The organism is Rhodococcus sp. PD04 (assembly GCF_035918275.1).
Classification (GTDB): Bacteria; Actinomycetota; Actinomycetes; order Mycobacteriales; family Mycobacteriaceae; genus Rhodococcus; species Rhodococcus rhodochrous.
Map to the genome: position 1 here is coordinate 2,038,815 of NZ_CP142143.1, position 25,282 is coordinate 2,064,096.

At 70.0% G+C, this 25,282-nt stretch carries 22 protein-coding genes; 18 read left to right on the forward strand and 4 right to left on the reverse strand.

Annotated elements, in window-relative coordinates:
- Position 1 precedes the first annotated feature (1 nt).
- A complete protein-coding gene (locus U9J23_RS09395) occupies positions 2–730 on the forward strand; it encodes a uracil-DNA glycosylase (RefSeq protein ID WP_218775615.1) in 729 nt (242 codons plus the stop codon).
- A 22-nt stretch (positions 731–752) separates the two neighbouring features.
- Here U9J23_RS09395 and U9J23_RS09400 read toward each other — a convergent pair whose 3' ends face one another.
- Positions 753–1,568 (reverse strand): enoyl-CoA hydratase/isomerase family protein, encoded by an 816-nt coding sequence (locus U9J23_RS09400; RefSeq protein WP_085467989.1) that lies wholly within the window; start codon positions 1,566–1,568, stop codon positions 753–755.
- 88 nt (positions 1,569–1,656) lie between these two features.
- Positions 1,657–1,848: a 50S ribosomal protein L28 gene (rpmB, locus tag U9J23_RS09405; protein WP_006551201.1), complete on the reverse strand. Its 192-nt coding sequence runs from the start codon at positions 1,846–1,848 to the stop codon at positions 1,657–1,659.
- A gap of 233 nt (positions 1,849–2,081) precedes the next feature.
- Here rpmB and U9J23_RS09410 point away from each other — a divergent pair, with 233 nt between their 5' ends.
- The 10 genes from U9J23_RS09410 (at position 2,082) to mutM (ending at position 14,227) form a co-directional block, all read left to right on the forward strand.
- Positions 2,082–3,770, forward strand: a complete 1,689-nt coding sequence (locus tag U9J23_RS09410; RefSeq protein WP_326602439.1) for a DAK2 domain-containing protein — start codon at positions 2,082–2,084, stop codon at positions 3,768–3,770.
- A 45-nt stretch (positions 3,771–3,815) separates the two neighbouring features.
- Positions 3,816–6,107 (forward strand): ATP-dependent DNA helicase RecG, encoded by a 2,292-nt coding sequence (gene recG / locus U9J23_RS09415; protein WP_106200033.1) that lies wholly within the window; start codon positions 3,816–3,818, stop codon positions 6,105–6,107.
- A gap of 182 nt (positions 6,108–6,289) precedes the next feature.
- On the forward strand, positions 6,290–9,691 hold the full coding sequence (locus tag U9J23_RS09420; RefSeq protein WP_059381144.1) for a pyruvate carboxylase: 3,402 nt from the start codon (positions 6,290–6,292) through the stop codon (positions 9,689–9,691).
- Complete coding sequence (gene rsmD, locus U9J23_RS09425) at positions 9,688–10,254, forward strand: 16S rRNA (guanine(966)-N(2))-methyltransferase RsmD (protein ID WP_059381145.1); 567 nt, start codon at positions 9,688–9,690, stop codon at positions 10,252–10,254. Before U9J23_RS09420 ends, rsmD begins: the two co-directional genes overlap by 4 nt.
- The gene (coaD, locus tag U9J23_RS09430; protein ID WP_059381146.1) at positions 10,251–10,742 is read left to right on the forward strand and encodes a pantetheine-phosphate adenylyltransferase; all 492 of its coding nucleotides are present in this window, start codon (positions 10,251–10,253) and stop codon (positions 10,740–10,742) included. Before rsmD ends, coaD begins: the two co-directional genes overlap by 4 nt.
- Before the next feature lie 139 nt (positions 10,743–10,881).
- Positions 10,882–11,640 carry a DivIVA domain-containing protein gene (locus U9J23_RS09435; protein WP_059381147.1) on the forward strand — a complete coding sequence of 253 codons (759 nt, stop codon included), beginning with the start codon at positions 10,882–10,884 and terminating at the stop codon, positions 11,638–11,640.
- 102 nt (positions 11,641–11,742) lie between these two features.
- Positions 11,743–12,357 carry a YceD family protein gene (locus tag U9J23_RS09440; protein WP_059381148.1) on the forward strand — a complete coding sequence of 205 codons (615 nt, stop codon included), beginning with the start codon at positions 11,743–11,745 and terminating at the stop codon, positions 12,355–12,357.
- Positions 12,358–12,359: 2 nt separating this feature from the next.
- Complete coding sequence (gene rpmF, locus U9J23_RS09445) at positions 12,360–12,542, forward strand: 50S ribosomal protein L32 (RefSeq protein ID WP_006551208.1); 183 nt, start codon at positions 12,360–12,362, stop codon at positions 12,540–12,542.
- 11 nt (positions 12,543–12,553) lie between these two features.
- Positions 12,554–13,357: a ribonuclease III gene (gene rnc, locus U9J23_RS09450; protein WP_326602444.1), complete on the forward strand. Its 804-nt coding sequence runs from the start codon at positions 12,554–12,556 to the stop codon at positions 13,355–13,357.
- Positions 13,358–13,363: 6 nt separating this feature from the next.
- The gene (mutM, locus tag U9J23_RS09455; RefSeq protein WP_326602446.1) at positions 13,364–14,227 is read left to right on the forward strand and encodes a bifunctional DNA-formamidopyrimidine glycosylase/DNA-(apurinic or apyrimidinic site) lyase; all 864 of its coding nucleotides are present in this window, start codon (positions 13,364–13,366) and stop codon (positions 14,225–14,227) included.
- Between the two features lie 36 nt (positions 14,228–14,263).
- Here the strand turns inward: mutM and pcaG are convergent, their stop codons facing one another.
- Together pcaG and pcaH are read right to left on the reverse strand one after the other, a co-directional pair.
- Positions 14,264–14,947, reverse strand: a complete 684-nt coding sequence (gene pcaG / locus U9J23_RS09460) for a protocatechuate 3,4-dioxygenase subunit alpha (RefSeq protein WP_326602448.1) — start codon at positions 14,945–14,947, stop codon at positions 14,264–14,266.
- Positions 14,944–15,675 (reverse strand): protocatechuate 3,4-dioxygenase subunit beta, encoded by a 732-nt coding sequence (pcaH, locus tag U9J23_RS09465; protein ID WP_326602450.1) that lies wholly within the window; start codon positions 15,673–15,675, stop codon positions 14,944–14,946. The genes pcaG and pcaH overlap by 4 nt, the downstream gene beginning before the upstream one ends.
- A 94-nt stretch (positions 15,676–15,769) precedes the next feature.
- On the opposite strand from pcaH, the gene U9J23_RS09470 reads away from it, so the two are divergent.
- The 7 genes from U9J23_RS09470 (at position 15,770) to U9J23_RS09500 (ending at position 25,272) form a co-directional block, all read left to right on the forward strand.
- Positions 15,770–16,741 (forward strand): LysR substrate-binding domain-containing protein, encoded by a 972-nt coding sequence (locus U9J23_RS09470; protein WP_326602452.1) that lies wholly within the window; start codon positions 15,770–15,772, stop codon positions 16,739–16,741.
- The gene (locus U9J23_RS09475; protein WP_059381154.1) at positions 16,734–17,171 is read left to right on the forward strand and encodes an OsmC family protein; all 438 of its coding nucleotides are present in this window, start codon (positions 16,734–16,736) and stop codon (positions 17,169–17,171) included. The genes U9J23_RS09470 and U9J23_RS09475 overlap by 8 nt, the downstream gene beginning before the upstream one ends.
- Before the next feature lie 3 nt (positions 17,172–17,174).
- Positions 17,175–17,462, forward strand: coding sequence for an acylphosphatase (locus tag U9J23_RS09480; RefSeq protein ID WP_059381155.1), 288 nt, complete (start codon positions 17,175–17,177; stop codon positions 17,460–17,462).
- Positions 17,463–17,549: 87 nt separating this feature from the next.
- The gene (locus U9J23_RS09485; protein ID WP_085467995.1) at positions 17,550–18,464 is read left to right on the forward strand and encodes an SMP-30/gluconolactonase/LRE family protein; all 915 of its coding nucleotides are present in this window, start codon (positions 17,550–17,552) and stop codon (positions 18,462–18,464) included.
- 36 nt (positions 18,465–18,500) lie between these two features.
- Positions 18,501–22,127, forward strand: a complete 3,627-nt coding sequence (gene smc / locus U9J23_RS09490; RefSeq protein WP_326602456.1) for a chromosome segregation protein SMC — start codon at positions 18,501–18,503, stop codon at positions 22,125–22,127.
- A 12-nt stretch (positions 22,128–22,139) separates the two neighbouring features.
- Complete coding sequence (gene ftsY, locus U9J23_RS09495) at positions 22,140–23,720, forward strand: signal recognition particle-docking protein FtsY (protein ID WP_326602458.1); 1,581 nt, start codon at positions 22,140–22,142, stop codon at positions 23,718–23,720.
- 244 nt (positions 23,721–23,964) lie between these two features.
- The gene (locus U9J23_RS09500) at positions 23,965–25,272 is read left to right on the forward strand and encodes an ammonium transporter (protein WP_060651072.1); all 1,308 of its coding nucleotides are present in this window, start codon (positions 23,965–23,967) and stop codon (positions 25,270–25,272) included.
- Positions 25,273–25,282 lie beyond the last annotated feature (10 nt).

Consider the following 25,282-nt stretch of genomic DNA (forward strand, 5'->3'; position numbering starts at 1 on the left):
GGTGGCCGACACCGTCGACACACAGGCCGCGGCCGGGGGAGCGGACGAGCCCCGTTCCGGTCGGCCCCTGTCCGAACTCGTCGAGCCGGGTTGGGCGCGAGCACTCGAACCCGTCGCAGGTGACATCAGCGCGATGGGGCAGTTCCTCCGCGCCGAACTCGCCGCGGGCCGCAGTTACCTGCCGTCCGGTCCGAACGTGCTGCGTGCCTTCACGCAGCCGTTCGAATCCGTCCGCGTCCTGATCGTCGGGCAGGATCCCTATCCCACTCCGGGTCACGCTGTGGGACTGAGCTTCTCGGTGGCTCCGGACGTCCGGCCCATCCCGCGCAGTCTCGCCAACATCTACCGCGAGTACACCGACGATCTCGGTCTGCCGCAGCCCTCCACCGGCGACCTGTCGCCGTGGACCGAGCACGGTGTCCTGTTGCTCAACCGGGTCCTCACCGTCGCGCCGGGCCAGCCGGCCTCGCACCGTGGCAAGGGCTGGGAGGCCGTCACCGAGCAGGCGATCCGCGCGCTGGTCGCGCGCGGTACCCCGCTCGTCGCGATCCTGTGGGGCCGCGACGCGGCGACCCTCGAACCCATGCTCGGCGGTGTGCCCACCGTGAAGTCGGCGCACCCGTCCCCGCTGTCGGCCTCACGCGGTTTCTTCGGGTCGCGTCCGTTCAGCCGCTCGAACGCCCTGCTCGTCGAGCAGGGCGGCGAACCGGTGGACTGGCGACTGCCCTGACCACCGATCCGCCGCCGGGATGTCAGGCGCGGGCCGAATCCCAGTCCGGGCGCCGCTTGGCGACGAAGGCGTCGACACCCTCGATACCCGTGGGCGTCGTGGCGGCCGCGGAGATCGAGGCGGCTTCGGCGTCGAGGTGGTCGGACAGCGATCGTCCGGCGGAGCCCGCCACGAGCGAGCGGATGGCGGCGTAGGACTGCGTGGGGCCGTGCGCGAGGGTCCGTGCGAGTCGCAACCCCTCGCTCTGGATCTCGCCGTCGGCGACGAGCCGGCTGAGCAGACCCAGGCGCACGGCTTCGTCGGCGCCGATCACGGCGTCGGTCATGATGATCTCCCGTGCCCGCGACGGGCCGACGATCCGCGGCAGGGTCCACGACATGCCGCCGTCGGGGGAGAAGCCGATCGACGGGTACGCGGCGCGCATCTTCGTGCCGGGGCCGGCGAGTGCGATGTCGGCGAGCAGCGCCAGGCTCATGCCGGCGCCGGCGGCCCAGCCGTGCACGGCGGCGACGACCGGCACGGCCGCCTTCTCCAGCTCGCGCACGAAGTCGTGGAAAAGGTTCGCGATGTCGAGCAGGTGGGCGCCGCGGTCCTCGGCCGCGGCGAACCCGTGGACGTTGCCGCCCGCGCAGAAGTTCGCACCCTCACCGACGAGCAGCACGGCGCCGATCTCGGGGCCTGCCGCGCGCAGGGCCGCGATGCCCTGCTCCATCCCTGCGGGGGACAGGGAGGTGCCGTGCTCGGAGGTCGCCACGGCGATCCGCAGGACGCGGTCCTCAACACTCACCAGTGAGCGGAGAGAGTCGCTGTCGGGGAAGGAAACTTGGTTCTCGGTCATTCCCGCACGATATCCGGCCGCGGGATCGAACGGCGAAGGCCCCCTGCGCAATCAGCGCAGGGGGCCTTCGCTACGACTCGACCGGGAATCAGCCGCGGACGACCTTGCCGGCCTTGAGGCAGGAGGTGCACACGTTCATCTTGCGGGTGTTGCCCGGTGCAACCTGAGCGCGCACGCTCTGGATGTTCGGGTTCCAGCGACGGTTGGTACGCCGGTGCGAGTGCGAGACCGACTTCCCGAAGCCGGGGCCCTTGGCGCATACGTCGCAGACGGCAGCCATGTCGCGAACTCCTTGTGTCTAGTGGATAGATCTTCTGTCTCTTGTTTCGCCTTGCGAACACGGGGAACGAGCCGCCCGTGCGAGGCAACCCGGCAAGCTTAGCGAACTCGAGGGCGGTTGGCCAAACCGGACGGTGCGCCGGGTCGCGGCTAACCTGTTCGCCAGGGCTCGGCACCGTGCGCAACGGTACCGATCGTAGAGGTGGACGATGCCCGTAGGACGAGGCGAAGGGGGTGGAATCGTTGCTCGGAGCCGAGGACACGGTGGACGGGCGGGCGCTGCGCCGGTGGGTCGAGTTCGGTGTGGAAGCGCTCGAACAACGCCGAGCGGAGATCAACTCGCTCAACGTCTTCCCGGTGCCCGACGGGGACACCGGAAACAATCTGTTGATCACCCTGCAGGCCGCGGCGGCCCGGATCGGCGGGCCGGTGGACGGCGCGCTCACCGCATCCGACGTCGCCGAAGGGCTCGCGCGCGGCGCCTTCGCCGGGGCGCGGGGCAACTCCGGGATCATCCTGGCGCAGGCGCTGCGCGGTCTCGCCGACGCGATCGCGGGACTGACGACGGTCGGCGCCCGGGACCTCGCCGCCGCCTTCTCCAACGCCGCGACGCTCGTGACCGGAGCGCTCAGCGCACCCGCGAAAGGCACCATCGTCAGCGTCCTCGAAGCTGCGGCCGACGGCGCGACCCGCGTCGCCTCGGAGACGGATGCGACCGTGTGCGATGTCGCCGTCGCGAGTGCCGATGCCGCCGCCGACGCGCTGCAGCGCACCACCACCCAGCTCGACGTCCTCGCCGAGGCCGGGGTCGTCGACGCCGGCGGCCTCGGCCTGCTCGTGCTGCTCGACTGCCTGGTGGAGGTCGCCACCGGAACACGTCCCGATCGCCGGATGGTGCTCGCCGGCGCCTCGCGGCCGGTGGTCGAACCCGAGATCGTCGCCGAACGTCACGACAGCGACCAGCAGGAATACGAGGTGATGTATCTCGTCGGGAACTCCGACGACGCGCGCATGGACGCCCTGCGGTCCTCTCTCGACGCGCTCGGCGACTCGGTCGCGATCGTCGCCGGGGGATCGGGGTGCTGGTCCGTGCACGTGCACTGCTGCGATCCCGGGGCCGCCGTGGAGGCCGGTCTCGCGGCGGGCTCGCTGAGCCGCATCGACATCACGTGCTTCGCGCTCGAGTCCGCACGTCGCGGGTGCGGCGACGGTCCCGTGGCGCTCGGCACGGCTCCCGCCCCGGTCCGTGCCGAGTCGGCGGGGGAGCAGTCCCGGGCGGTCCTCGCGGTGGTGGGCGGCGAGGGCGCGGCCGAACTGTTCGAGGCGGAGGGCGCCCGGGTGCTGCGGGCCGAGGAGATCTCAGCCCCGGACGAACTGCTCGAGGCGATCCGGGCACTGCCGAGCCGGGACGTCCTCGTGCTGCCCAACGGTGCGCTCTCCGCGCAGGACGTCGTCGCCGTGGGCGCCCGGGCGCGGCGGGACGACCGTGACGTGATGTTCCTGCCGTCCTCCTCCGTGGTCCAGGGGCTGGCCTCGTTGGCCGTGCACGATCCGATGCGCGCCACCGTCGACGATGCCTTCGCGATGTCGGAGGCGGCGGCGTGCGTGCGGTGGGGATCTCTGCGATACGCGAACGAACGTGCGTTGACCTGGGTCGGAACGTGCGAGCCCGGCGACAGTCTCGGACTGGCCGGTCATGATGTCGTAGTGATCGAGCATGATCTGGTGACAGCGGGAGCGTCGCTGCTCGACCGGATTCTCGCCGCGGGCGGTGAGCTCGTGACGATGCTGGTCGGCGCCGACGCCCCCGACGGACTCGTCGAGCAACTGGCCGCTCACCTCGATCGCCGTCACCCGGAGATCGACGTGGCGGTCTACCAGGGCGGTCAGCGCAGCGACCTGCTGCAGCTCGGCGTCGAGTAGCCGGTGCGCCGCGAGGCCACCGCAGGAGTAGCGGAAGGGACGGCAGTGGCGACACTCGCGGACCGGCTCGATCATGTCCTCGGCCGCAAGACGGCGGACGCCCTGCACGACGCGTTCGGGATGACCACCGTCGAGGATCTACTGAGGCACTATCCGCACCGCTACGCCACCCAGGGCGCCGAACTCGGCGAGAGTCAGCCCGCGGAGGGCCAGCACATCACGATCATCGCGCGGGTCGAGTCGGCGCAGGAGGTGCCGATGAAATCCCGCGCCGGCAAACGCCTCGCGGTGCGGTTGCGCTCCGATCGCCACAGCATCGACGTCACCTTCTTCAACCCGCACCGGGTCAAGCACAACATCAAGCCCGGCGTGCGCGCGATGTTCTCCGGCACCGTGAAGTACTTCCGCGACAAGTGGAGCCTGACCCACCCGAGCTATCTCGTGCTGCCCGAGCCGCGCGACGCCGAGGATCTGGTCTCGGCGACCCCCGCGCGGGTGCGGGGCGCTGGCGCCCTGGCGGGTCTCGCCCGCACCGCGCAGGACGGGTCGGGGGTCGACATGTCGGTCTTCGACCGCGCGCTGATCCCGATGTACCGCGCGACCCGCGAGGTCGAGTCGTGGACCGTCATGCGGTGTGTGCGGCAGGTGCTCGATCAGCTCGACCACGTCGACGACCCGCTGCCCGAGTGGGTGCGCGACGAGCACGGCTTCGTGGGCCTCGACGAGGCGCTCCGCTCGATCCACCTGCCCGATACGAAGCAGGAGATCGACCGGGCGCGCGACCGCCTGCGGTTCGACGAAGCCGCCGCGGTGCAGCTCGTGCTCGCCGGACGCCGGCACGACGTCGAGGTGCGGTCGGCGCCGTCCTGCCCGCGCCGTGAGGGCGGGATCGCCGACGAGTTCGACCGGCGGCTGCCCTTCGAGCTGACGGCCGGGCAGCTCTCGGTGGCCGACGAGATCGCGGCCGATCTCGCACGCGAACACCCCATGAACCGGCTGCTCCAGGGCGAGGTCGGCTCGGGCAAGACCATCGTGGCGCTGCGGGCGATGCTGCAGGTGATCGACTCCGGTCGGCAGTGCGCGCTGCTCGCGCCCACCGAGGTGCTCGCGGCGCAGCACGCGCGCTCGCTCACGAAGATGCTGGGCGATCTCGCCGCGGCGGGCGAACTCGGTGCCCACGAACGCGCGACCCGCGTGACCCTGCTGACCGGCTCGATGGGGGTCGCGCGCAAACGGGCCGCGCTCAATGAGGCGCTCACGGGCGATGCCGGGATCGTCATCGGCACGCACGCGCTGATCGAGGACACGGTGCAGTTCTTCGACCTCGGTCTCGTGGTGATCGACGAGCAGCACCGCTTCGGTGTCGAACAACGCGACGCCCTGCGCTCGCGAGGTCGCGACGGCGCATCCCCGCACGTGCTGGTGATGACCGCGACGCCCATCCCGCGCACCATCGCGATGACGGTGCTCGGCGACCTCGAGGTCTCGACCCTGCGCGAGTTGCCCCGCGGGCGGTCGCCGATCGTCAGCCGCGTGGTGCCGGCGAAGGTACACCCGAAGTGGGTCGACCGCGCGTGGGAGCGCATCCGTGAGGAGGTCGCCGACGGCCGGCAGGCCTACGTGGTGTGTTCCCGCATCGGCGACGGCGATTCCGACGACGACGCGCTCTTCGATCCGGACGGGCCCGAGCCCTCGGGATCGGGAAAGGGCAAGCAGGCCCCGCCCGAAACCGTCTCGGTGCTCGAGCAGTTCGAGTTCCTCACTTCCGGTCCGCTGCGCGACCTGAGGGTGGGGCTGCTGCACGGCCGCCTCCCCGGCGACGAGAAGGACGCGGTGATGCAGGCCTTCAACGCCGCGGAGCTCGACGTGCTCGTGTGCACGACCGTCGTCGAGGTCGGTGTCGACGTGCCGAACGCGACGGTGATGGTGATCGTCGATGCCGACCGGTTCGGTGTCAGCCAGCTGCACCAGCTGCGCGGTCGCGTCGGTCGCGGCGGCCACCAGGGCCTGTGCCTGCTCGTGACCGACGCGAAGCCCGCGACCCCGACGATGATGCGGCTCGAGGCCGTCGCCGGCACCACCGACGGTTTCGAACTCGCCCAGCTCGACCTGCAGTTGCGCCGGGAGGGCGACGTCCTCGGTGTCGCCCAGTCCGGCACCGTGTCGACGCTGCGGTTGCTCTCGCTCGTCGACGACGCCGACGTCATCGAGGCGGCCCGCGACTTCTCCCGGACGGTGACGGAGAAGGATCCCGGCCTCGAACACCACCCGGGGCTCGCGAGCATGGTGCGGGCCGCGCTCGACGCCGAGCGCGTGGCCTATCTCGACAAGTCCTGAGTTACGTTCCGTACACCGTGCCGCAGAACCCGCGGTGAGGTTTCGGGGGCCGTGCCCGGCGTGTTGACGCCGTGTTACGACGGGGCCGACTGCATCGTTCCAGTCGTGCCATCCGGACGCCTTGTCCCACGATGTGGAACGCGCGTCGAAGTCGGCATGTTACGGCGCGGTACCGTCGACCAATGTTCTCGAAAGTGCTTGTCGCCAACCGTGGCGAGATCGCGATCCGCGCGTTCCGTGCCGCCTACGAACTGGGTGCCGGGACGGTCGCGGTGTTCCCGTACGAAGACCGGAACTCCCTGCACCGGTTGAAGGCCGACGAGGCCTATCAGATCGGTGAGGAGGGACACCCGGTCCGCGCCTACCTGTCGGTCGAGAAGATCGTCGAAGCGGCCGTGTCGGCCGGCGCCGACGCGATCTACCCCGGCTACGGCTTCCTCTCCGAGAACCCGGACCTCGCCGCGGCGTGCGCCGAAGCGGGCATCACCTTCGTCGGTCCGTCGGCGGAGATCCTCGAGCTGACGGGCAACAAGGCCCGCGCGATCGCCTCGGCGAAGGCCGCCGGCCTCCCGGTGCTGGCGTCGTCGGAGCCGTCGTCGGACGTCGAGGAGCTGGTCGCCGCCTCGGAAACGATGAACTTCCCGGTCTTCGTCAAGGCTGTCGCCGGTGGTGGCGGACGCGGCATGCGCCGGGTCGCCGAACCCTCCCAGCTGCGCGAGGCCATCGAAGCCGCCTCCCGCGAGGCAGACGCCGCCTTCGGTGATCCCACCGTCTTCCTGGAACAGGCCGTGGTCAACCCGCGGCACATCGAGGTGCAGATCCTCGCCGACAAGCACGGCAACGTCATCCACCTGTACGAGCGCGACTGCTCCGTGCAGCGCCGCCACCAGAAGGTCATCGAGCTCGCCCCCGCCCCGAATCTCGATCCCGAGCTGCGCGACCGTATCTGCGCCGACGCCGTCGCCTTCGCCAAGGAGATCGGCTACCAGTGCGCAGGAACCGTCGAGTTCCTCGTCGACGAACGCGGCAACCACGTGTTCATCGAGATGAACCCGCGTATCCAGGTCGAGCACACGGTCACCGAGGAGATCACCGACGTCGACCTCGTGCAGTCCCAGCTGCGCATCGCTGCGGGCGAGTCGCTCGAGGAACTGGGCCTGTCGCAGGACGGCATCACCATCCGCGGCGCGGCGCTGCAGTGCCGCATCACGACCGAGGACCCGGCCAACGGGTTCCGTCCGGACACCGGTCGCATCACCGGTTACCGCACCCCGGGCGGTGCCGGTATCCGTCTCGACGGCGGCACGTCGGTGGGCGCGGAGATCTCCGCCCACTTCGACTCGATGCTCGTCAAGCTCACCTGCCGCGGCCGCAACTTCGAGACCGCGGTCGCCCGCGCGCGCCGCGCGGTCGCCGAGTTCCGTATCCGCGGTGTCGCCACGAACATCCCGTTCCTGCAGGCGGTGCTCGACGACGAGGACTTCCGCGGCGGCAACGTCAACACCTCGTTCATCGAGGAGCGCCCGCACCTGCTGACGCTGCGCTCGTCCGCCGACCGTGGCACCAAGATCCTGCGGTACCTCGCCGACGTGACGGTGAACAAGCCGCACGGCGAGCGCACCACGACGGTCTACCCGCACGACAAGCTGCCTGCGATCGACCTGAACGCCGAGCCGCCGGCCGGTTCGCGTCAGCGTCTGCTCGAACTCGGCCCCGAGGGCTTCGCCCGTGCGCTGCGCGAGCAGAAGGCGATCGGCGTCACCGACACCACCTTCCGCGACGCCCACCAGTCGCTGCTCGCGACCCGCGTGCGCAGCAAGGACCTGCTGACGGTGGCCGGGCACGTGGCCCGGATGACGCCGCAGCTGCTGTCGATCGAGGCGTGGGGCGGCGCGACCTACGACGTCGCACTGCGCTTCCTGCACGAGGATCCGTGGGAGCGGCTCGCGGCGCTGCGCGAGGCGATCCCGAACATCAACCTGCAGATGCTGCTGCGCGGACGCAACACCGTCGGCTACACCCCCTACCCGGAGGCCGTCACCCGTGCCTTCGTGCAGGAGGCCGCCGACACCGGCATCGACATCTTCCGCATCTTCGACGCGCTGAACAACGTCGACCAGATGCGTCCGGCGATCGACGCGGTGCGCGAGACCGGCACCACCCTCGCCGAGGTCGCGATGTCCTACACCGGCGACCTGTCGAATCCGAACGAGTCGATCTACACGCTCGACTACTACCTGCGTCTGGCCGAGGAGATCGTCGAGGCCGGTGCGCACGTCCTGGCCATCAAGGACATGGCGGGTCTGCTGCGCGCCCCGGCTGCCGCGACGCTCGTGTCGGCGCTGCGCAGCAACTTCGATCTGCCGGTGCACGTGCACACGCACGACACCCCGGGCGGTCAGCTCGCCACCTACCTCGCGGCCTGGCACGCCGGTGCCGACGCCGTCGACGGTGCGTCCGCGGCGCTGGCCGGTACGACGAGCCAGCCCGCCCTGTCGGCGATCGTCGCCGCCGCGGCGAACAGCGAGTTCGACACCGGTCTCGACCTGCAGGCCGTGTGCGATCTCGAGCCGTACTGGGAGGCGCTGCGCAAGGTGTACGCACCGTTCGAGTCGGGGCTGCCCGCACCGACCGGCCGCGTCTACACCCACGAGATCCCCGGCGGTCAGCTGTCGAACCTGCGCCAGCAGGCCATCGCGCTGGGCCTCGGCGATCGCTTCGAGGAGGTCGAGGCCGCCTACGCCGGCGCCGACCGCCTCCTGGGCCGCCTGATCAAGGTCACGCCGTCGAGCAAGGTCGTCGGCGACCTCGCGCTGCACCTCGTGGGCGCGGGCGTCTCGGTCGACGACTTCGCCGCCGAGCCCGGCAAGTACGACATCCCCGATTCGGTGATCGGCTTCCTGCGCGGCGATCTCGGGACCCCGGCCGGCGGCTGGCCCGAGCCCTTCCGCAGCAAGGCGCTGTCGGGCCGCGCCGAGCCCAAGCCGATCACCCCGCTCGCGCCGGAGGAGGAGAAGGCCCTCGGCGGTTCGTCCGACGAGCGTCGCCGCATGCTCAACCGCCTGCTCTTCCCGGGCCCCGCGAAGGAGTTCGAGCAGCACCGCGAGACCTACGGTGACACCACCGAGCTGTCGGCCAACCAGTTCTTCTACGGTCTGCGGCACGGCGACGAGCACCGGGTGCGCCTGGACAAGGGTGTCGAACTGCTCATCGGCCTCGAGGCGATCTCCGATGCCGACGAGAAGGGCTACCGCACGGTCATGTGCATCCTCAACGGGCAGCTGCGCCCGGTGTCGGTGCGCGACCGCTCGGTGGCCGCGGAGACCCCTGCCGCGGAGAAGGCCGACCGCAACCATCCCGGTCACGTCGCGGCGCCGTTCGCCGGCATGGTCACCCTCGTCGTGTCCGAGGGCGACAGCGTCTCGGCGGGCGACACCGTCGCCACGATCGAGGCCATGAAGATGGAGGCCGCGATCACCGCGCCGCGCGGCGGACGCATCACGCGGGTCGCGATCGGACCGGTGCAACAGGTCGAAGGTGGCGACCTGCTCGTCGAGGTGTCCACGGGAGACAGCGCCGAGTGACACGGATCGTCGCCGGCCGGGCCGGGGGGCGGCGCCTGAAGGTGCCGCCCCGCGGAACCCGGCCCACCTCCGAACGGGTGCGCGAAGCCCTGTTCAGTTCGCTCGACGCACGCATGGACATCGACGGGGCCGCCGTCCTCGACCTCTACGCGGGGTCGGGGGCGCTCGGCCTCGAGGCGCTCTCCCGCGGCGCCGAGCACGCGATGCTCGTCGAGTCCGACGCGAAGGCGGCGGGTGTGATCCGCGAGAACATCGCAGCGGTCGGACTGTCCGGTGCGGTGCTGCGCACCGCACCGGTGTCCGCCGTGCTCGCGGGCACCCCCGACCGCGTCTACGACCTCGTCCTGGCCGACCCGCCCTATGCGGTGACCGAGGAGGCCGTCACCGGCGTGCTCGGGACGCTGGTGTCCGGAGGCTGGGTCGAGGACGGCTCGATCGTCGTGGTCGAACGGTCGTCGCGATCACCGGAAACGGTGTGGCCGCAGGGATTCGAGGTCGGCAGGTCGAAGCGCTACGGCGAGACCAGAGTGGAGATCGCCACCTGCTACGGTGCTGGGTCATGAGCCGCGCGGTCTGCCCAGGATCCTTCGACCCGGTCACCAACGGACACCTCGACGTCATCGGCAGGGTCTCGGCCCAGTTCGACGAGGTCGTCGTGACCGTCACGATCAATCCCAACAAGCAGGGGATGTTCACGATCGACGAACGCCTCGAGATGCTCACCGAGGCCACGGCGCACTTGCCGAACGTCACGGTCGACGCCTGGCAGGGCCTGCTCGTCGACTACGCCCGCGAGCGCGGGATCACCGCGATCGTCAAGGGCCTGCGCGGCGCCAACGACTTCGACTACGAGTTGCAGATGGCGCAGATGAACCACAAGCTCACCGGCGTCGACACCCTGTTCGTCGCCACCAATCCGGTCTACAGCTACCTGTCGAGTTCGCTCGTCAAGGAGGTCGCGACCTACGGCGGCGACGTCTCCGAGATGCTGCCGGGTTCCGTGCACGATCGTCTGCTCGCGCGCCTCGCCGAGCGGGCCGCCGCGAAGTAGACGGACCCGTCCCGCACGGCCTGTGACGGCCGTATCCCGACACACCGAGCGCAGGGCACACGAGCGTGCCCTGCGCTGCGGCAGACTGGACGTCGGCGCGACCGCACCGGTCGTGTCGAGCGAGTGATTGGGGTTGGGCGTGTACCGGGTATTCGAGGCACTCGACGAGCTGGTCGCAATCGTCGAAGAGGCACGTAGCGTTCCGATGACGGCGAGCTGCGTGGTACCGCGCGGCGATGTCCTCGAACTGCTCGACGACGTGCGCGACGCGCTGCCGCCCGAACTCGACGACGCGCAGGACGTCCTCGATCACCGCGACAAGCTGATCAACGATGCGCGGGCCCAGGCCGACAAGACCGTCGGGGACGCCGACGAGGAGGCGCGAACCCTCCTCGAGGACGCGCGCGCCGACGCCGATCGCATGCTTGCGGACGCGAAGGCCCAGGCGGACCGCATGGTCAAGGAGGCCCGCGCCCACGCCGAGGAACTCGTGCGCGATGCGCAGGCCGAGGCCGACGAACTCGTCGCCGAGGGCAACAAGCAGTACGAGAGCGTGACCGGGCGTGCCCGTGTCGAGGCCGATCGCCTGGTCGAGTCCGGGCAGGCGTCCTACGAGCGTTCCGTGGCCGAGGGCGAGGCCGAGAAGGCGCGTCTGGTGTCGCAGACCGAGGTCGTGCAGGCCGCGCACGCGGAGTCGGCGCGTGTCATCGATTCGGCCCACGCCGAGTCCGACCGCCTCCGGACCGAGTGCGACGAGTACATCGACGGCAAGCTGTCGGAGTTCGAGGAACTGCTCGGAACCACGCTGCGGTCGGTCGGCCGAGGCCGGCAGCAGCTGCGGCTGTCGGGTGCTCCCGACTTCGCGGAGGCCGACCACCGGGCGAGTCGCCGCCGCTGACCCGCGGGATTTTTGCTCTTGCCGCCCATCGCGTATCATGGAGCGGTTGCCCTATCACGACCGAGTCGTGTCCTGCGTCATCCGAAGAAGGTGAGTTCCTCCGTGTCCACCCGTGATTCCAGCACGTCCCGTCCCGGCCGGGACTCCGGGCTGGTGTTCGACACGCTCTCCCTGGGTCGCCGGCCCGGATCGATGCGTACGGTCGAGCGGAAGGTGCCGTCACCCTCGCGCATCGGACTCGATCTGATCGCGATCGAGGAGAACTCCGAGATCGATCTCGATCTCCGCCTGGAGTCGGTGTCCGAGGGCGTCCTGGTCACCGGTAGTGTTCGTGCCGACGCCGTCGGTGAGTGCTCTCGGTGCCTCGAGTCGTTCACCGAGTCGGTGGACGTGTACCTCACCGAACTGTTCGCCTACCCGAACAGCGTCACGGAGCAGACCACCGAGGACGACGAGGTGTACCGCGTCGAGAACGATCTGATCGATCTCGAACCGGTCCTCGTGAACGCGGTGGGTCTGGAACTTCCGCTGCAGCCGTTGTGTAGTGACGACTGTGCGGGATTGTGCCCCGAATGCGGCATTCGCCTGGCGATTGCAGAATCCGGGCACCGTCATGAGACAATGGATCCTCGCTGGGCTGGGTTGGCAGCCAAGTTCGGCGCGGGCTCCGAAGAACCCAGCAGTCAAATCGACAGCTCGAACAACGAGGAGAAGTAGACGTGGCCGTCCCCAAGCGCAGAATGTCGCGTTCCAACACCCGGTCGCGGCGCAGCCAGTGGAACACCACTGCGCCGACGCTCGTCACCTGCCCGAACCGGGGTTGCGGAGAGAAGAAGCTGCCCCACGTGGCGTGCCCGTCGTGCGGCACCTACAACGGCCGTCAGGTGACCGCGCCCGTCTAATCGGTATTCACGTGACGAGCAAGTCCTCCGAAACAGCTACCGAGGGCGGCGAAGAGAGCCACGAGTCTCTCCTCGCCGCCCTCGGCGTGCCTCTGGACGCAGAACTGCTGTCCTTGGCGCTCACCCACCGCTCGTACGCCTACGAGAACGGCGGGTTGCCCACCAACGAACGTCTCGAGTTCCTCGGCGATGCCGTCCTCGGGCTCGCGGTGACCGAAAAGCTCTACCTCACCCACCCGGACAAGTCCGAGGGCGAACTCGCCAAGATCCGCGCGAGCGTCGTCAACATGCACGCGCTCGCCGAGGTGGCGCGCGGCCTCGGAGAGGGCGGGCTCGGAGTGCATCTCCTGCTCGGCAAGGGCGAGGAGCTGACGGGCGGACGCGACAAGGCCAGCATCCTGGCCGACGGAATGGAATCGCTTCTCGGCGCCGTCCATCTCGCCCACGGCATCGACGTCGCCCGCGAAGTGGTCCTGCGCCTGTTCGCCGCACTGCTCGAACGCGGTCCCCGTCTCGGTGCCGGTCTGGACTGGAAGACGAGTCTGCAGGAACTCACCGCCGAACGCGGTCTCGGTGTTCCCGCCTACGAGATCACCGCCACCGGTCCGGATCACGACAAGGAATTCACCGCCACCGCCCTCATCGGGGGCAATCCCTACGGCACCGGTGTCGGCCGTACCAAGAAGGAAGCCGAGCAGAAGGCCGCGTCGGCCGCGTGGAACGCGCTGACCGAGGGCGCTGCTGCCGACGCCGGTGATGCCGAGGCTTCCGATCAGCAGTCCGGATCCGCCGACACGCCCACCGAGGGCAACTGACCGCAGGTGCCCGAACTTCCCGAGGTCGAGGTGGTCCGTCGCGGACTCGACGCGCACGTCGTCGGCGCGACGGTGGACTCGGTGCAGGTGCTGCATCCGCGTGCCGTCCGCCGGCACGAGCCCGGTCCGCGCGATCTCGCACTGCAGATGACCGGTCAGAAGGTCGCTTCGGTCGAGCGCCGCGGCAAGTACATGTGGCTCGTGCTCGAACCGGCCGATCTGGCTCTCGTGGTGCATCTGGGGATGAGCGGGCAGATGCTCGTGCAGCCTCCGACCGTTCCGGACGAGAAGCATCTGCGTATCCGCGCCGTCCTCGACAACGGTGCCGATCTGCGTTTCGTCGACCAGCGCACCTTCGGAGGCTGGGCCCTGGCCCCGCTCGTGGAGGTGGACGGTGATCGTCTGCCGCTGCCGGTCGCGCACATCGCCCGCGACCCGATGGATCCCCGGTTCGACCCGGATGCGGTCGTGGCCGTGCTGCGCACCAAGCACACCGAGATCAAGCGTGCGCTGCTCGACCAGACCGTCGTCTCCGGCATCGGCAACATCTACGCCGACGAAGCGCTGTGGCGCGCAAGGATTCACGGCAACCGGCCGACCGACGCGCTGTCGCGTCCGAAGCTCCGGTCGGCTCTCGATGCGGCCACCGAGGTGATGGCGGAGGCTCTCGGGCAGGGCGGTACGTCGTTCGACGCCCTCTACGTCAACGTCAACGGGGAGTCCGGCTACTTCGAACGCTCCCTGAACGTCTACGGGCGCGAGAACGAGCCGTGCCGACGCTGCGGCGCGCCGATCCGCCGCGAGAAGTTCATGAACCGCTCGTCGTACAGCTGCCCGAGGTGTCAGCCACGACCCCGAACGGCCCGGTAGCGCACGCGCATACCGGGCCGTTCGGAACGTGGTGGTTCAGATGTCGACGAAGACCGTCTCGGCGCCACCGTCCGGGGTGTCCTGCAGCCGGATGTCGATCGTGTAGACGGTGCGTCCGTCGCGCTCGGAACGCGACGCGATCAGGGTGTTGCGCCGCACCTCCCATTCGATGCCCTTCAGGACGGGATCCTCGGCGTTGAGTTCGGCCTCGTCCTCGAAGTAGACCCGCGTGTGCAGCCCGAGGTTGATGCCGCGCGCGAAGATCACCAGCAGGATGTGGGGTGCCGAGACGGAGCCGTCGGGGTTGGTGACGGCCCCGGGCTTGATCGTCTCGATCGTGAACACGCCGGTCTCGAAGTCGCCGCCGGTGCGTCCCCAGCCGCGGAAGTTCGGATCGAGATCCTTGTCCTGTGCGTCGTCCGGATGTGCGTACCGGCCGTGCGCGTTCGCCTGCCAGCTCTCGAGCAGGGCGTCGCGCACCGGGGTGCCGGTGCCGTCGATGACGCGGCCCTCCAACACGATTCGCTCGCCCTCGGTCTCGTCGGTGACGAGGACGTTGCCGAAGTTGTTGTCGAAGATGTCGAAGCCGGCCTGCTGTGGCGCGAGCCCGATGTGGACGTACGGGCCGCCGGTCTGCGAGGGCGTCTCCGGGAAACGCGTGACCATCGCGCGGGGGAGCAGCGGGGGCACGGGCCGGTAGGGATCGGTGGGCAGGCTCATCGCGGGGCTCCCGGGAGGTCGGTGTTCTCGAAGAAGGCGGCGCGGCGACCGCGCAGGGTGATGTCCCAGCGGTAGGCGCGGGCGTCGAACGGAGCATTGGAGGCGGGATCCTCCTGGGCGATCAGGCTGCGGAGCTGGTCCACTGTCGGGATCGTCCGCGCGATCGGGCACTTCTCGATGAGCGGGTCGCCCTCGAAGTACAGCTGCGTGATCAGGCGCTGCGCCCACCCGCGGCCGAGGATCGACACGTGGATGTGCGCCGGGCGCCAGGCGTTGCGGCTGTTGCCCCACGGATATGCGCCGGGTTTGATCGTCCGGAACTGGTAGTAGCCGTTCGCGTCCGTGAGCATCCGTCCGCAACCGCCGAAGTTCGGATCGATGGGAGCGAGATAGGTGTCCTTCTTGTGGCGGTACCGGCCACCGGCGTTGGCCTGCCACACCTCGACGAGTGCGCCCTCGACCGGATTGTCGAACTCGTCCTTGACGAAGCCGTGGACGATGATGCGCTCACCGATCGGCAGGCCGTCCTTCGAGAAGTTCAGGATCAGGTCGTTGTCGAGGGCGCCGAGCTCGTCGCTGCGGAAGACGGGTCCGGTGATCTCCGACAGCGTCGGCTTCGGCGTGATGAGCGCGTTGCGCGGTGCGCGCAGCACCGACGTGCGGTAGCCGGGAGTGAGCGCGGGTGGGTGCAGTGTGTGGTCGCGCTCGACGTATTCGCCGGTGGACATGCGATCTCCGATCTCTGAGCCGTGGACACCACCATAAGGTGAAGAAAAACTCATGTAAATTGACAAAACAGCAGTTAATTCATAACTTTCAGTGATGCAATCCGCGTTCGGTCCGTCCTCGTCCGTCCCGGAGCAGGCGCGACGCATCCGCCTCCGGCACCTGAGATGTTTCGTCACCGTCGCGCGCGAGGGTCAGGTCGGTCGGGCCGCCGAGCTGTTGCAGCTGAGTCAGCCGGCCGTCACGAAGACCCTCAACGAGCTCGAGGTGCTCGCCGGAGCGAAACTCCTCGACCGCGGCCGACACGGTGCGCGCCTCACCACGGCGGGTCACCGCTTCCTGCGATACGCGCAGGACGTCACCACCTCACTGGACGCAGCGGTGGCCGCACTGGCGGGAGCGGCCGAACCCGCCCGCGAGCCGCTGCGGATCGGGGCTCTGCCCACCGTGGCCGGGTCCGTGCTCCCCGAAGCTCTGGTGGAGCTGCGCCGCGTGCGCGCCGATCTGGACATCCGGATCCGCACCGACCCCAATGCCGTCCTGCTGTCGGCGCTCGCCGCCGGCGCCCTCGACGTCGTCCTCGGGCGCATGGCCGAACCGTCCCGGATGGTGGGGCTGTCGTTCGAGCTCCTGTACGCCGAGACGCTGATCCTCGTCGTCCGGCCCGGCCACCCCCTCGCCGAGCGTTCCGTCTCCGTCGCCGACACGCTCGAACACCCCCTGGTGGTCGCGACCAGCGGAACCGTGCCGCGCCACGCGACCGAGGCGTTGTTCGAACGTCACGGCCTGCGACTGCCGGTCGGGCTGATCGAGACACTCGACCTCGCCGTGGCACGCGGGGTGGTCCGGCGCAGCGACGCCGTGTGGATCACCACCGAACGCGCGGCCCGGGACGACCTCGCCGACGGCGTGGTCCGGCGCCTGGACGTGCCCACCGCGGGCACCGTCGAACCGGTCGGAGTGCTGCGACGCAGTGCCGACGCGTCGTCCGCCGCGGTCGAGGACTTCGTGACCATCCTGCGCGACATCCCCGTCGACGGGACATGGCAGGATTTCCCCCATGGCTGACCAGACTTCCGACCTTCCCGCCACCGAGCTGTGGGTCGAGCGCACCGGCACGCGCCGCTACACCGGACGCAGCTCCCGCGGCGCCGAGGTGCTCATCGGCTCGGAGAGCGTCGAGGGCGTCTTCACCCCGGGCGAGCTGCTCAAGATTGCGCTCGCCGCGTGCTCCGGCATGGCTTCGGACTTCCCGCTCTCCCGCCGGCTCGGCGACGACTACGACGCGACGATCCGCGTCTCCGGTGCCGCCGACCGCGAGAACGAGGTCTACCCGCACCTCGAGGAGGAGATGGTCCTCGACCTGTCGGAGCTCGACGCCGACGCACGGGACCGCCTCATCGCCCTCGTCGAACGGTCCGTCGACAAGGTGTGCACGGTGGGCCGCACCCTCAAGGCGGGCACCAAGGTCTCGCTGACGATCACCCCCGAGGACTGATCGATGAGCGCCCCCGCAGACGTCGAACGGCTCACGGCGTGGGTGCACGGCCGCGTCCAGGGGGTCGGTTTCCGCTGGTTCACGCGTGCCCGCGCACTCGAACTCGGGCTCGTCGGGCACGCGACGAATCATCCCGACGGTCGCGTGATGGTCGTGGCCGAAGGCCCCCGGCCCGCGCTCGAACAGCTCCTCGCGTGGCTGCGATCCGGCGACACCCCCGGTGAGGTGCGGCTCGTCGTCGAATCCTGGGATCCCGCGCGCGGCGACCTCACCGGTTTCGTCGAACGCTGACATCTGTCCTGTTTGTCCGTTCGGCTTGGTATCCTGCCGCGATCGGGTGGGAACGGCCGGGGGTCGCGGTCGGCGAGGGGGGGACATATGGGCAGGCGTGCACGTTCGACGATGGTGGCGGTAGTACTCGCCGCTGTGGGAGTGGCGCCCCTGGCCACAGCACCGGCGGCGGCCGGTCCGGCTGCCTGCGCCCCGCGGTCCGTCACGACGGTCGCCTCGGGGCTCGGTGTCCTCGAGAACCTGGCGTTCGACGAGCGGGGCGGTCTGCTCGTCTCGGACACCTCCTTCGTCGGCCCCGGAGCGCTGCGCCGGATCACTCCCGACGGCAGCGTGACCACCGTGCCGGCCGAGGTGACCGGTCCGGGCGGCATCGTCGTCGACGGTCCCACCGTGTACCTGAACGTGGGCAACACGACCGTCTCGGGACTCGCCGGGATCGCCGACGGCACGATCGACACGCTCGACCTCGACACGGGTGAACGCGGCACCCACGGCACCGGGCTGGTCATGCCGAACGGCCTCGGCCGGCTGTCGGACGGATCGATGCTCGCCTCGCGCGATCTCGGCGAGGTCGGACTCACGCTCGTGCCCGCCGGCGGGGGCGAGGCCCGCGTCGTCCGCACCGATCTCGGATCCGTCAACGGCATCGCCGTCGACGGCGACACCGTCTACACGGTGACGACCTTCGAGAACGTCAACCGGCTCCACATCCTCGACGCACGCGACCTCGAAGGACCCGTGCGCAGCATCGACCTGCCCGGGCCGGGGCTGCTCTCGATGCCCGACGATCTCACGATCGGTCCCGACGGCGCGCTGTACATCGCGCTCAACCTCGGCGGCGCGGTCCTGCGGGTCGATCCGGCGACCGGGCACAGCTGCCGCATCGCCGAGGGCATCCCGCTGATGTCCTCGCTCGCCTTCGGTTCGGGACCGGGCTGGGACCCGAACGTCCTTTACACGACCGGTTTCGACGGGACGGTCCGCGCGGTGCACCCGGCCTAGGAAAGCGGTCACAACCCGCCGGTAGAGTTCTCACCCATGTACCTCAAGAGTCTGACGTTGAAGGGCTTCAAGTCCTTCGCCTCGTCGACGACTCTGCGTTTCGAACCGGGCATCACCTGTGTGGTCGGCCCCAACGGGTCCGGCAAGTCGAACGTCGTCGACGCACTCACCTGGGTGATGGGGGAGCAGGGCGCCAAGGCCCTGCGCGGCGGCAAGATGCAGGACGTCATCTTCGCCGGAACCGCAGGCCGCCCGCCGCTCGGACGCGCCGAGGTCACGCTCACCATCGACAACTCCGACGGCGCGCTGCCCATCGAGTACTCCGAGGTCTCCGTCACCCGCCGCATGTTCCGCGACGGCGCCGGCGAATACGAGATCAACGGCAGCTCCTGCCGTCTCATGGACGTGCAGGAACTGCTGTCCGACTCCGGTATCGGCCGCGAGATGCACGTCATCGTCGGCCAGGGCCGCCTCGCCGCGATCCTCGAATCCCGCCCGGAGGACCGGCGCGCCTTCATCGAGGAGGCCGCCGGCGTCCTCAAGCACCGCAAGCGCAAGGAAAAGGCGCTGCGCAAGCTCGACTCGATGCAGGCCAACCTCGCCCGCCTCACCGATCTCACCGCCGAACTGCGCCGCCAGCTCAAACCGCTCGGCCGGCAGGCCGAGGTCGCACGTCGCGCCCAGACCATCCAGGCCGACCTGCGCGACGCGCGGTTGCGACTGGCTGCCGACGACCTCGTCACCCGCCGCGCCGAACTCGCCGGGCACGACGAGCAGGAAAAGATGGTCCGGGAGCGGCTCGACACCGTGCTCGCGGCGTTCGACGACGCGAACGCCGAACTCGCCCGTCACGAACAGGCCCTCGCACAGCTCACGCCGGGTGCCGAAGCGGCGTCGCAGACCTGGTTCCGCCTGTCCGCGCTCGCCGAGCGCGTGTCGGCGACCGTGCGGGTCGCGCAGGAACGCGCCCGGCACCTGCACGCCGAACCCGAGGACCGCTCCGGTCAGGATCCCGACGAGATGGAGGCCCGCGCCGACCGGATCGCCGCCGAGGAAGCGGAACTGATCGAGGCCGTCGAGATCGCGCACGGAGCCCTCGAAGCGGCTCGCGAGCAGCTCGCCGCGCAGGAGGAGGCCGCAGCGGCCGCCGAACGCGCACATCTGGCCGCGGTGCGTGCCGTCGCCGACCGGCGCGAGGGCCTCGCGCGTCTCGCGGGCCAGGTCGAGACGATGCGCACCCGCGCCGAGTCGATCGACGCGGAGATCGCGCGCCTGACCGTCGCCATCGAGGAGGCCCGCCTCCGCGGCGTCGCCGCACAGGCCGAGTTCGAGACCGCTCAGGCACGCATCGACGATCTCGACGCCGGTGAGATCGACGCCGACGCGCAGCACGAACGAGCCCTGGAAGCGCAGCGACTCGCCGACGAGCGGGTCACCGAACTCCAGGAGGCAGAACGCGCCGCGGGCAAGGAGGTCGCCTCCCTCGGAGCCCGCATCGAGGCCCTGTCGATGGGCCTCGAACGCACCGACGGTGCGGCCTGGCTGATCGACACGCGGTCCGGCGACGGACTCGTGGGGCGCCTCGCCGACCGGCTCCGGGTGTCCCCGGGATACGAGGCCGCCGTCGCAGCCGCCTTCGGCGCCGCGGCCGACGCCCTCGAGGTGGAGTCGGCCGACGCCGCGATCTCGGCGGTCGCAGCGCTCGCCGACGCCGACCAGGGCCGGGTGGCATTCGTCCTGCCCGGCGCGGCCGGCCCCACCGACACCGGCGACCTGCCGTCCGGTGCCCGATGGCTCCGCGAGGTCGTCGAGTGCCCCGCCGACCTGTGCGGAGGCGTCGACGGCCTGCTGGCCCGCACCGTCGTGGTCGACGACCTGCCCACCGCCCTCGGGGTCTGCGCCGCCCGCCCCGACCTGCGCGCCGTGACGCGCGGGGGAGACCTCGCCGGTGCGGGCTGGGTGGTCGGCGGCTCGCACCGCGCCCCGAGCACCCTCGAGATCCAGGCGGCGATCGACACTGCCCGTGCCGGTCTCGAACAGGCCGAACGCCGCTCCGAGGAACTGGCCGCGGCTCTCGCGGGCGCACTCGCGGAGCAGGCCGAACGCGCCGAACACGTCGAACAGACCCTCGCTGCGCTCAACGAGTCCGACGCGGCGATGTCGGCCGTCTACGAACAACTCGGCCGGCTCGGCCAGGCGGCACGCACCGCCCACGCCGAATCCGGACGGCTCGCCGCCCAGCGCACCGAAGCGGAGAAGGAACGCGACGCGGCGCGGGAGAAGCTGGTCGAACTCGAGGAGCGACTGCGCCTGGCCGAGGACGACTCGGCCGGAAGTAGCGACGGTGCCGGCACCGATCACACCGCCGCCGAACGGGAGATGGCCGCGGCCGCCCTCGCCGAGGTCCGGGCCGTCGAGGTCGAGGCGCGACTCGCGGCGCGCACGGCCGAGGAACGCGCCGAAGCGCTTCGGGGCAAAGCAGATTCGCTTCGTCGTGCCGCGCAGGCCGAGCGCGAGGCCCGTGCTCGTGCCGAACGTGCCCGCGTCGCGCGTCGTCAGGCGGCGGCCGTCGCCGCGGCGGTGGCCGAATCAGGGCAGCGACTCGCCGAACAACTCGAGGTGGCCGTGGCGATGGCACTCGCACAGCGCGACGACCTGAACCGGCGCCGCGCCGAATGCGCCGAGCAGCTCGAACGGGCCCGCGAACTCGTTCGCGAACTGTCGGCGCAGCGCGACCAGCTCACCGACGCGGTGCATCGCGACGAGGTGGCCCGGGCGCAGGCCTCGCTCCGGATCGAGCAGCTCGAGCAGACCATCCTCGAGCAGCACGGCATCGCCCTCGACGACCTCGTGGCCGAGTACGGCCCCGACGTGCCGCTGCCGCCCACGCCGCTGGAGATGGCCGAGTACGAGCAGGCACGCGAACGCGGCGAACAGGTGGTCGCTCCGCAACCGATGCCCTACGACCGGGCCACCCAGGAGCGGCGGGCCAAGCGCGCGGAGAAGGATCTCGCGACGCTCGGGCGCGTCAACCCGCTTGCATTGGAGGAGTTCGCGGCGCTCGAGGAGCGGTACAACTTCCTGTCGACCCAGCTCGAGGACGTCAAGAGCGCCCGCAAGGACCTTCTCGCCGTCGTCGAGGAGGTCGACGCGCGAATCCTGCAGGTGTTCACCGAGGCCTACGCCGACGTCGAGCGCGAGTTCGAACAGGTCTTCGCGAAGCTGTTCCCCGGTGGGGAGGGACGGCTCGTGCTCACCGACCCCAGCGACATGCTCACTACCGGCATCGAGGTCGAGGCCCGCCCGCCGGGCAAGAAGGTCAAGCGCCTGTCGCTGCTGTCGGGCGGCGAGAAGTCCCTGACTGCGGTGGCGATGCTGGTCGCGATCTTCCGGGCCCGTCCCTCACCCTTCTACGTGATGGACGAGGTCGAAGCCGCGCTCGACGACACCAACCTGCGACGGTTGATCGGGCTGTTCGAGCAGCTGCGCGAGAAGTCCCAACTCATCGTCATCACCCACCAGAAGCCGACGATGGAGGTCGCCGACGCGCTGTACGGCGTGAGCATGCGGGGCGACGGCATCACCCGGGTCATCTCGCAGCGACTGCGCGGACGCGAGATCGCGACACCGGTCCCCGAACCGGAGGAAGAGCTCCAAGCCTGACAGTATGGGTGCGTGAGTACCGGAGCCTGGATAGTCATCGCCGCCGCGCTGGCGGTCGTTCTCGTCGCGCTCGTCGTCGGTCTGACCCTCTACCGGCGGCGGCAGGTGTCGCTGAAGGCGCCCGAGACCCCGCAGCTCGATTCCGCCGAGACCAAGGACCGCTCGGGCGGTTACAAGGCGCAGAGCGGATTCAGTTTCTCGCAGGGCACGGCCGCGCCACCGGCGCCGGCCCCCCGGCCTGCGCCGAAACCGGCACCGAAGCCTGCGGCGAAGCCGGAGCCCGCGCCCCGCACGGTGCCGTTGCCGGAGGAGATCACCGAAGCTCCGCCGAGCGCACCTGCACCCGCGGAGCCGAAGGCGGAACCGGCGCCTGCGCCGAAGGTCGAGCCCAAGCCTGCGGAGCCGAAGCCGGCCGAACCGAAGCCGGCCGAACCCGAGCCGGTCGAACCCGAGGTCGCCCCGGAGCCGGAGCGTCCCGCTCCCGAGCCCGTCGAGCCCGAGGTCGCCCCCGAACCGGAAGTCGCACCGGCACCGGAACCCGAGGTCGAGCCCGCCCCGGCGACGGAGACCGTCGCCGAACCTGAGGTCACCGAACCCGAGGTCGTCGAACCGGAAATCGTCGAACCGGCCGGACCGGCCGCTGTTCCGCCGGCAGCCCCGATCGAGGAGATCGAACCCACCGCAGGTCGCCTCGTCCGCCTGCGCGGCCGTCTGGCCCGCTCGCAGTCGGCGGTCGGCAAGAGCCTGCTCGGTCTGCTCGGTGGCGGCGACCTCGACGAGGACTCCTGGGAGGAGATCGAGGACACGCTGCTCGTCGCCGACCTCGGCGCCGCGACGACCACCAAGATCGTCGACCGTCTGCGTGAGGAGATGGTCGTGAACAACGTGCGCAGTGAGGCCGACGCCCGCGCCGTGCTGCGCAGCGTGCTCGTCGACGAGCTCCGTCCCGAACTCGACCGTTCGATCCGGGCCCTCCCGCACGAGGACCATCCCGCCGTGCTGCTCGTCGTCGGTGTCAACGGCACCGGCAAGACCACGACGACCGGCAAGCTCGCCCGCGTGCTCGTCGCGGACGGACGCCGGGTGCTGCTCGGTGCCGCCGACACCTTCCGTGCCGCGGCCGCCGACCAGCTGCAGACCTGGGCCGAACGTGTCGGCGCCGAGGTCGTCCGCGGCAAGGAGGCCGCCGATCCGGCCGCGGTGGCGTTCGATGCCGTCGCGAGGGGCATCGACAACGGTGTCGACGCGGTCCTCGTCGACACTGCCGGCCGCCTGCACACCAAGACCGGCCTGATGGACGAGCTCGGCAAGGTCAAGCGCGTCGTGGAGAAGAAGGCCGCCGTCGACGAGGTGCTGCTCGTCCTCGACGCGACGATCGGCCAGAACGGTCTGATGCAGGCCCGCGTGTTCGCCGAGGTCGTCGACATCACCGGTGTGGTGCTCACCAAGCTCGACGGAACCGCCAAGGGCGGCATCGTCTTCCAGGTGCAGCACGAACTCGGCGTGCCGGTGAAGCTGGTGGGTCTCGGTGAGGGCGCCGACGATCTCGCTCCCTTCGAACCGGAAGCCTTCGTGGACGCCCTGTTGGGCTGATCGACGCTGCCCTGTTGGGCTGATCCGCACCGCGTCCGTCGTTCCGGCCGCTGTCCGCTCGTGCGGGCAGCGGCCGGTTCCGTCGGTGGGGATGCGGTGTCCGAAAAGTGTGAAACAAGGATGAAACAAGGTCGGTTCCTGCGTTCACGCCCACGAAACAGCGCAGCGCCTCCACGGAAACATCCGGGCAGCAAGCTTTCCCTCGACAACGCGCCGATCGGCGCGGCCTACAGGGAGGTTGCAAGTGGAGGAAGTGGTGAACACCGGCGACGCAGCGTGGATGCTGATAGCAGCGTCGCTCGTGCTTCTGATGACCCCGGGCCTGGCGTTCTTCTACGGCGGGATGTCCCGCTCCAAGTCCGTGCTCAACATGATGATGATGTCCTTCGGCGCGATGGCCGTGATCGGGGTCATCTACGTCCTGTGGGGCTGGTCGATGTCCTACGGCAACGAGAGCGTGCTCGGGATCTTCGCGAACCCGTTCGAGCAGTTCGGTCTGCAGGGAGCCATGTACGGCGAGGACGGTGAGTTCCTTGCAAGTGGTTCGGGCAACTACCCGCAGATCATCGACATCGGTTTCCAGGTGACCTTCGCGATCATCACCACCGCCCTGATCAGCGGTGCGCTGGCCGAGCGCGTGAAGTTCGGTACGTGGATGGCGTTCGCGGCCATCTGGGTCACCTGCGCCTACTTCCCGCTCGCCCACATGGTGTGGGGTGGCGGCCTGCTCTCGGGCTCCGAGGACAGCATCGCAGCGGCCATGTTCGGCACCGTCGAGGACGGCGGAGAGGTCAGCGCCGCGGTGGAGCCGATCGACTTCGCCGGTGGCACGGTCGTCCACATCAACGCCGGTATCGCCGCTCTCGTCCTCGCCGTCGTCATCGGCAAGCGCGCCGGTTTCGGTCGTACCGCCTTCCGTCCGCACAACCTGCCGTTCGTCATGCTCGGTGCCGCGCTGCTGTGGTTCGGATGGTTCGGCTTCAACGCCGGTTCCGCCTTCGCCGCTGACGGTACTGCCGGCCTGGCCTGGGTCAACACCACCACCGCCACCGCCGCCGCCATCCTCGGCTGGCTCCTCACCGAGCGGATCCGCGACGGCAAGGCCACCAGCCTCGGTGCCGCGTCGGGTGCCGTCGCCGGCCTGGTCGCCATCACCCCCGCTGCCGGCTCGCTGAGCCCGGTCGGATCGATCGCCCTCGGCGTCATCGCCGGCATCCTGTCCGCCCTCGCCGTGGGTCTGAAGTACAAGTTCGGTTACGACGACTCGCTCGACGTCGTGGGTGTGCACCTCGTGTCGGGCCTGTGGGGCACGGTCGCCATCGGCTTCCTCGGCACCGAGACCGGATTGTTCTACGGTGGCGATTACAAGCAGCTCGTCATCCAGATCGTCATCGCAGTCGTCGCCCTGGTGTTCACCGCAGTCGTCACCGCAGTGATCGCCTTCGCACTCAAGCCCATGGGCTGGCGTGTGAGCGACGAGGAAGAGGCCCGCGGTATCGACGAAGCCGAACATGCGGAATCCGCATACGACTTCGCGCCGGCTCTCAAGTGATAAGAAGACC

Bases quoted from the DNA above. Each gene is read 5' to 3' on its own strand.
- U9J23_RS09400 (WP_085467989.1), bottom strand. From the start codon at position 1,568: ATGACCGAGAACCAAGTTTCCTTCCCCGACAGCGACTCTCTCCGCTCA.
- rpmB (WP_006551201.1), bottom strand. From the start codon at position 1,848: ATGGCTGCCGTCTGCGACGTATGCGCCAAGGGCCCCGGCTTCGGGAAG.
- U9J23_RS09420 (WP_059381144.1), top strand. From the start codon at position 6,290: ATGTTCTCGAAAGTGCTTGTCGCCAACCGTGGCGAGATCGCGATCCGC.
- coaD (WP_059381146.1), top strand. From the start codon at position 10,251: ATGAGCCGCGCGGTCTGCCCAGGATCCTTCGACCCGGTCACCAACGGA.
- pcaG (WP_326602448.1), bottom strand. From the start codon at position 14,947: ATGAGCCTGCCCACCGATCCCTACCGGCCCGTGCCCCCGCTGCTCCCC.
- pcaH (WP_326602450.1), bottom strand. From the start codon at position 15,675: ATGTCCACCGGCGAATACGTCGAGCGCGACCACACACTGCACCCACCC.
- U9J23_RS09470 (WP_326602452.1), top strand. From the start codon at position 15,770: ATGCAATCCGCGTTCGGTCCGTCCTCGTCCGTCCCGGAGCAGGCGCGA.
- U9J23_RS09475 (WP_059381154.1), top strand. From the start codon at position 16,734: ATGGCTGACCAGACTTCCGACCTTCCCGCCACCGAGCTGTGGGTCGAG.
- U9J23_RS09480 (WP_059381155.1), top strand. From the start codon at position 17,175: ATGAGCGCCCCCGCAGACGTCGAACGGCTCACGGCGTGGGTGCACGGC.
- U9J23_RS09485 (WP_085467995.1), top strand. From the start codon at position 17,550: ATGGGCAGGCGTGCACGTTCGACGATGGTGGCGGTAGTACTCGCCGCT.
- smc (WP_326602456.1), top strand. From the start codon at position 18,501: ATGTACCTCAAGAGTCTGACGTTGAAGGGCTTCAAGTCCTTCGCCTCG.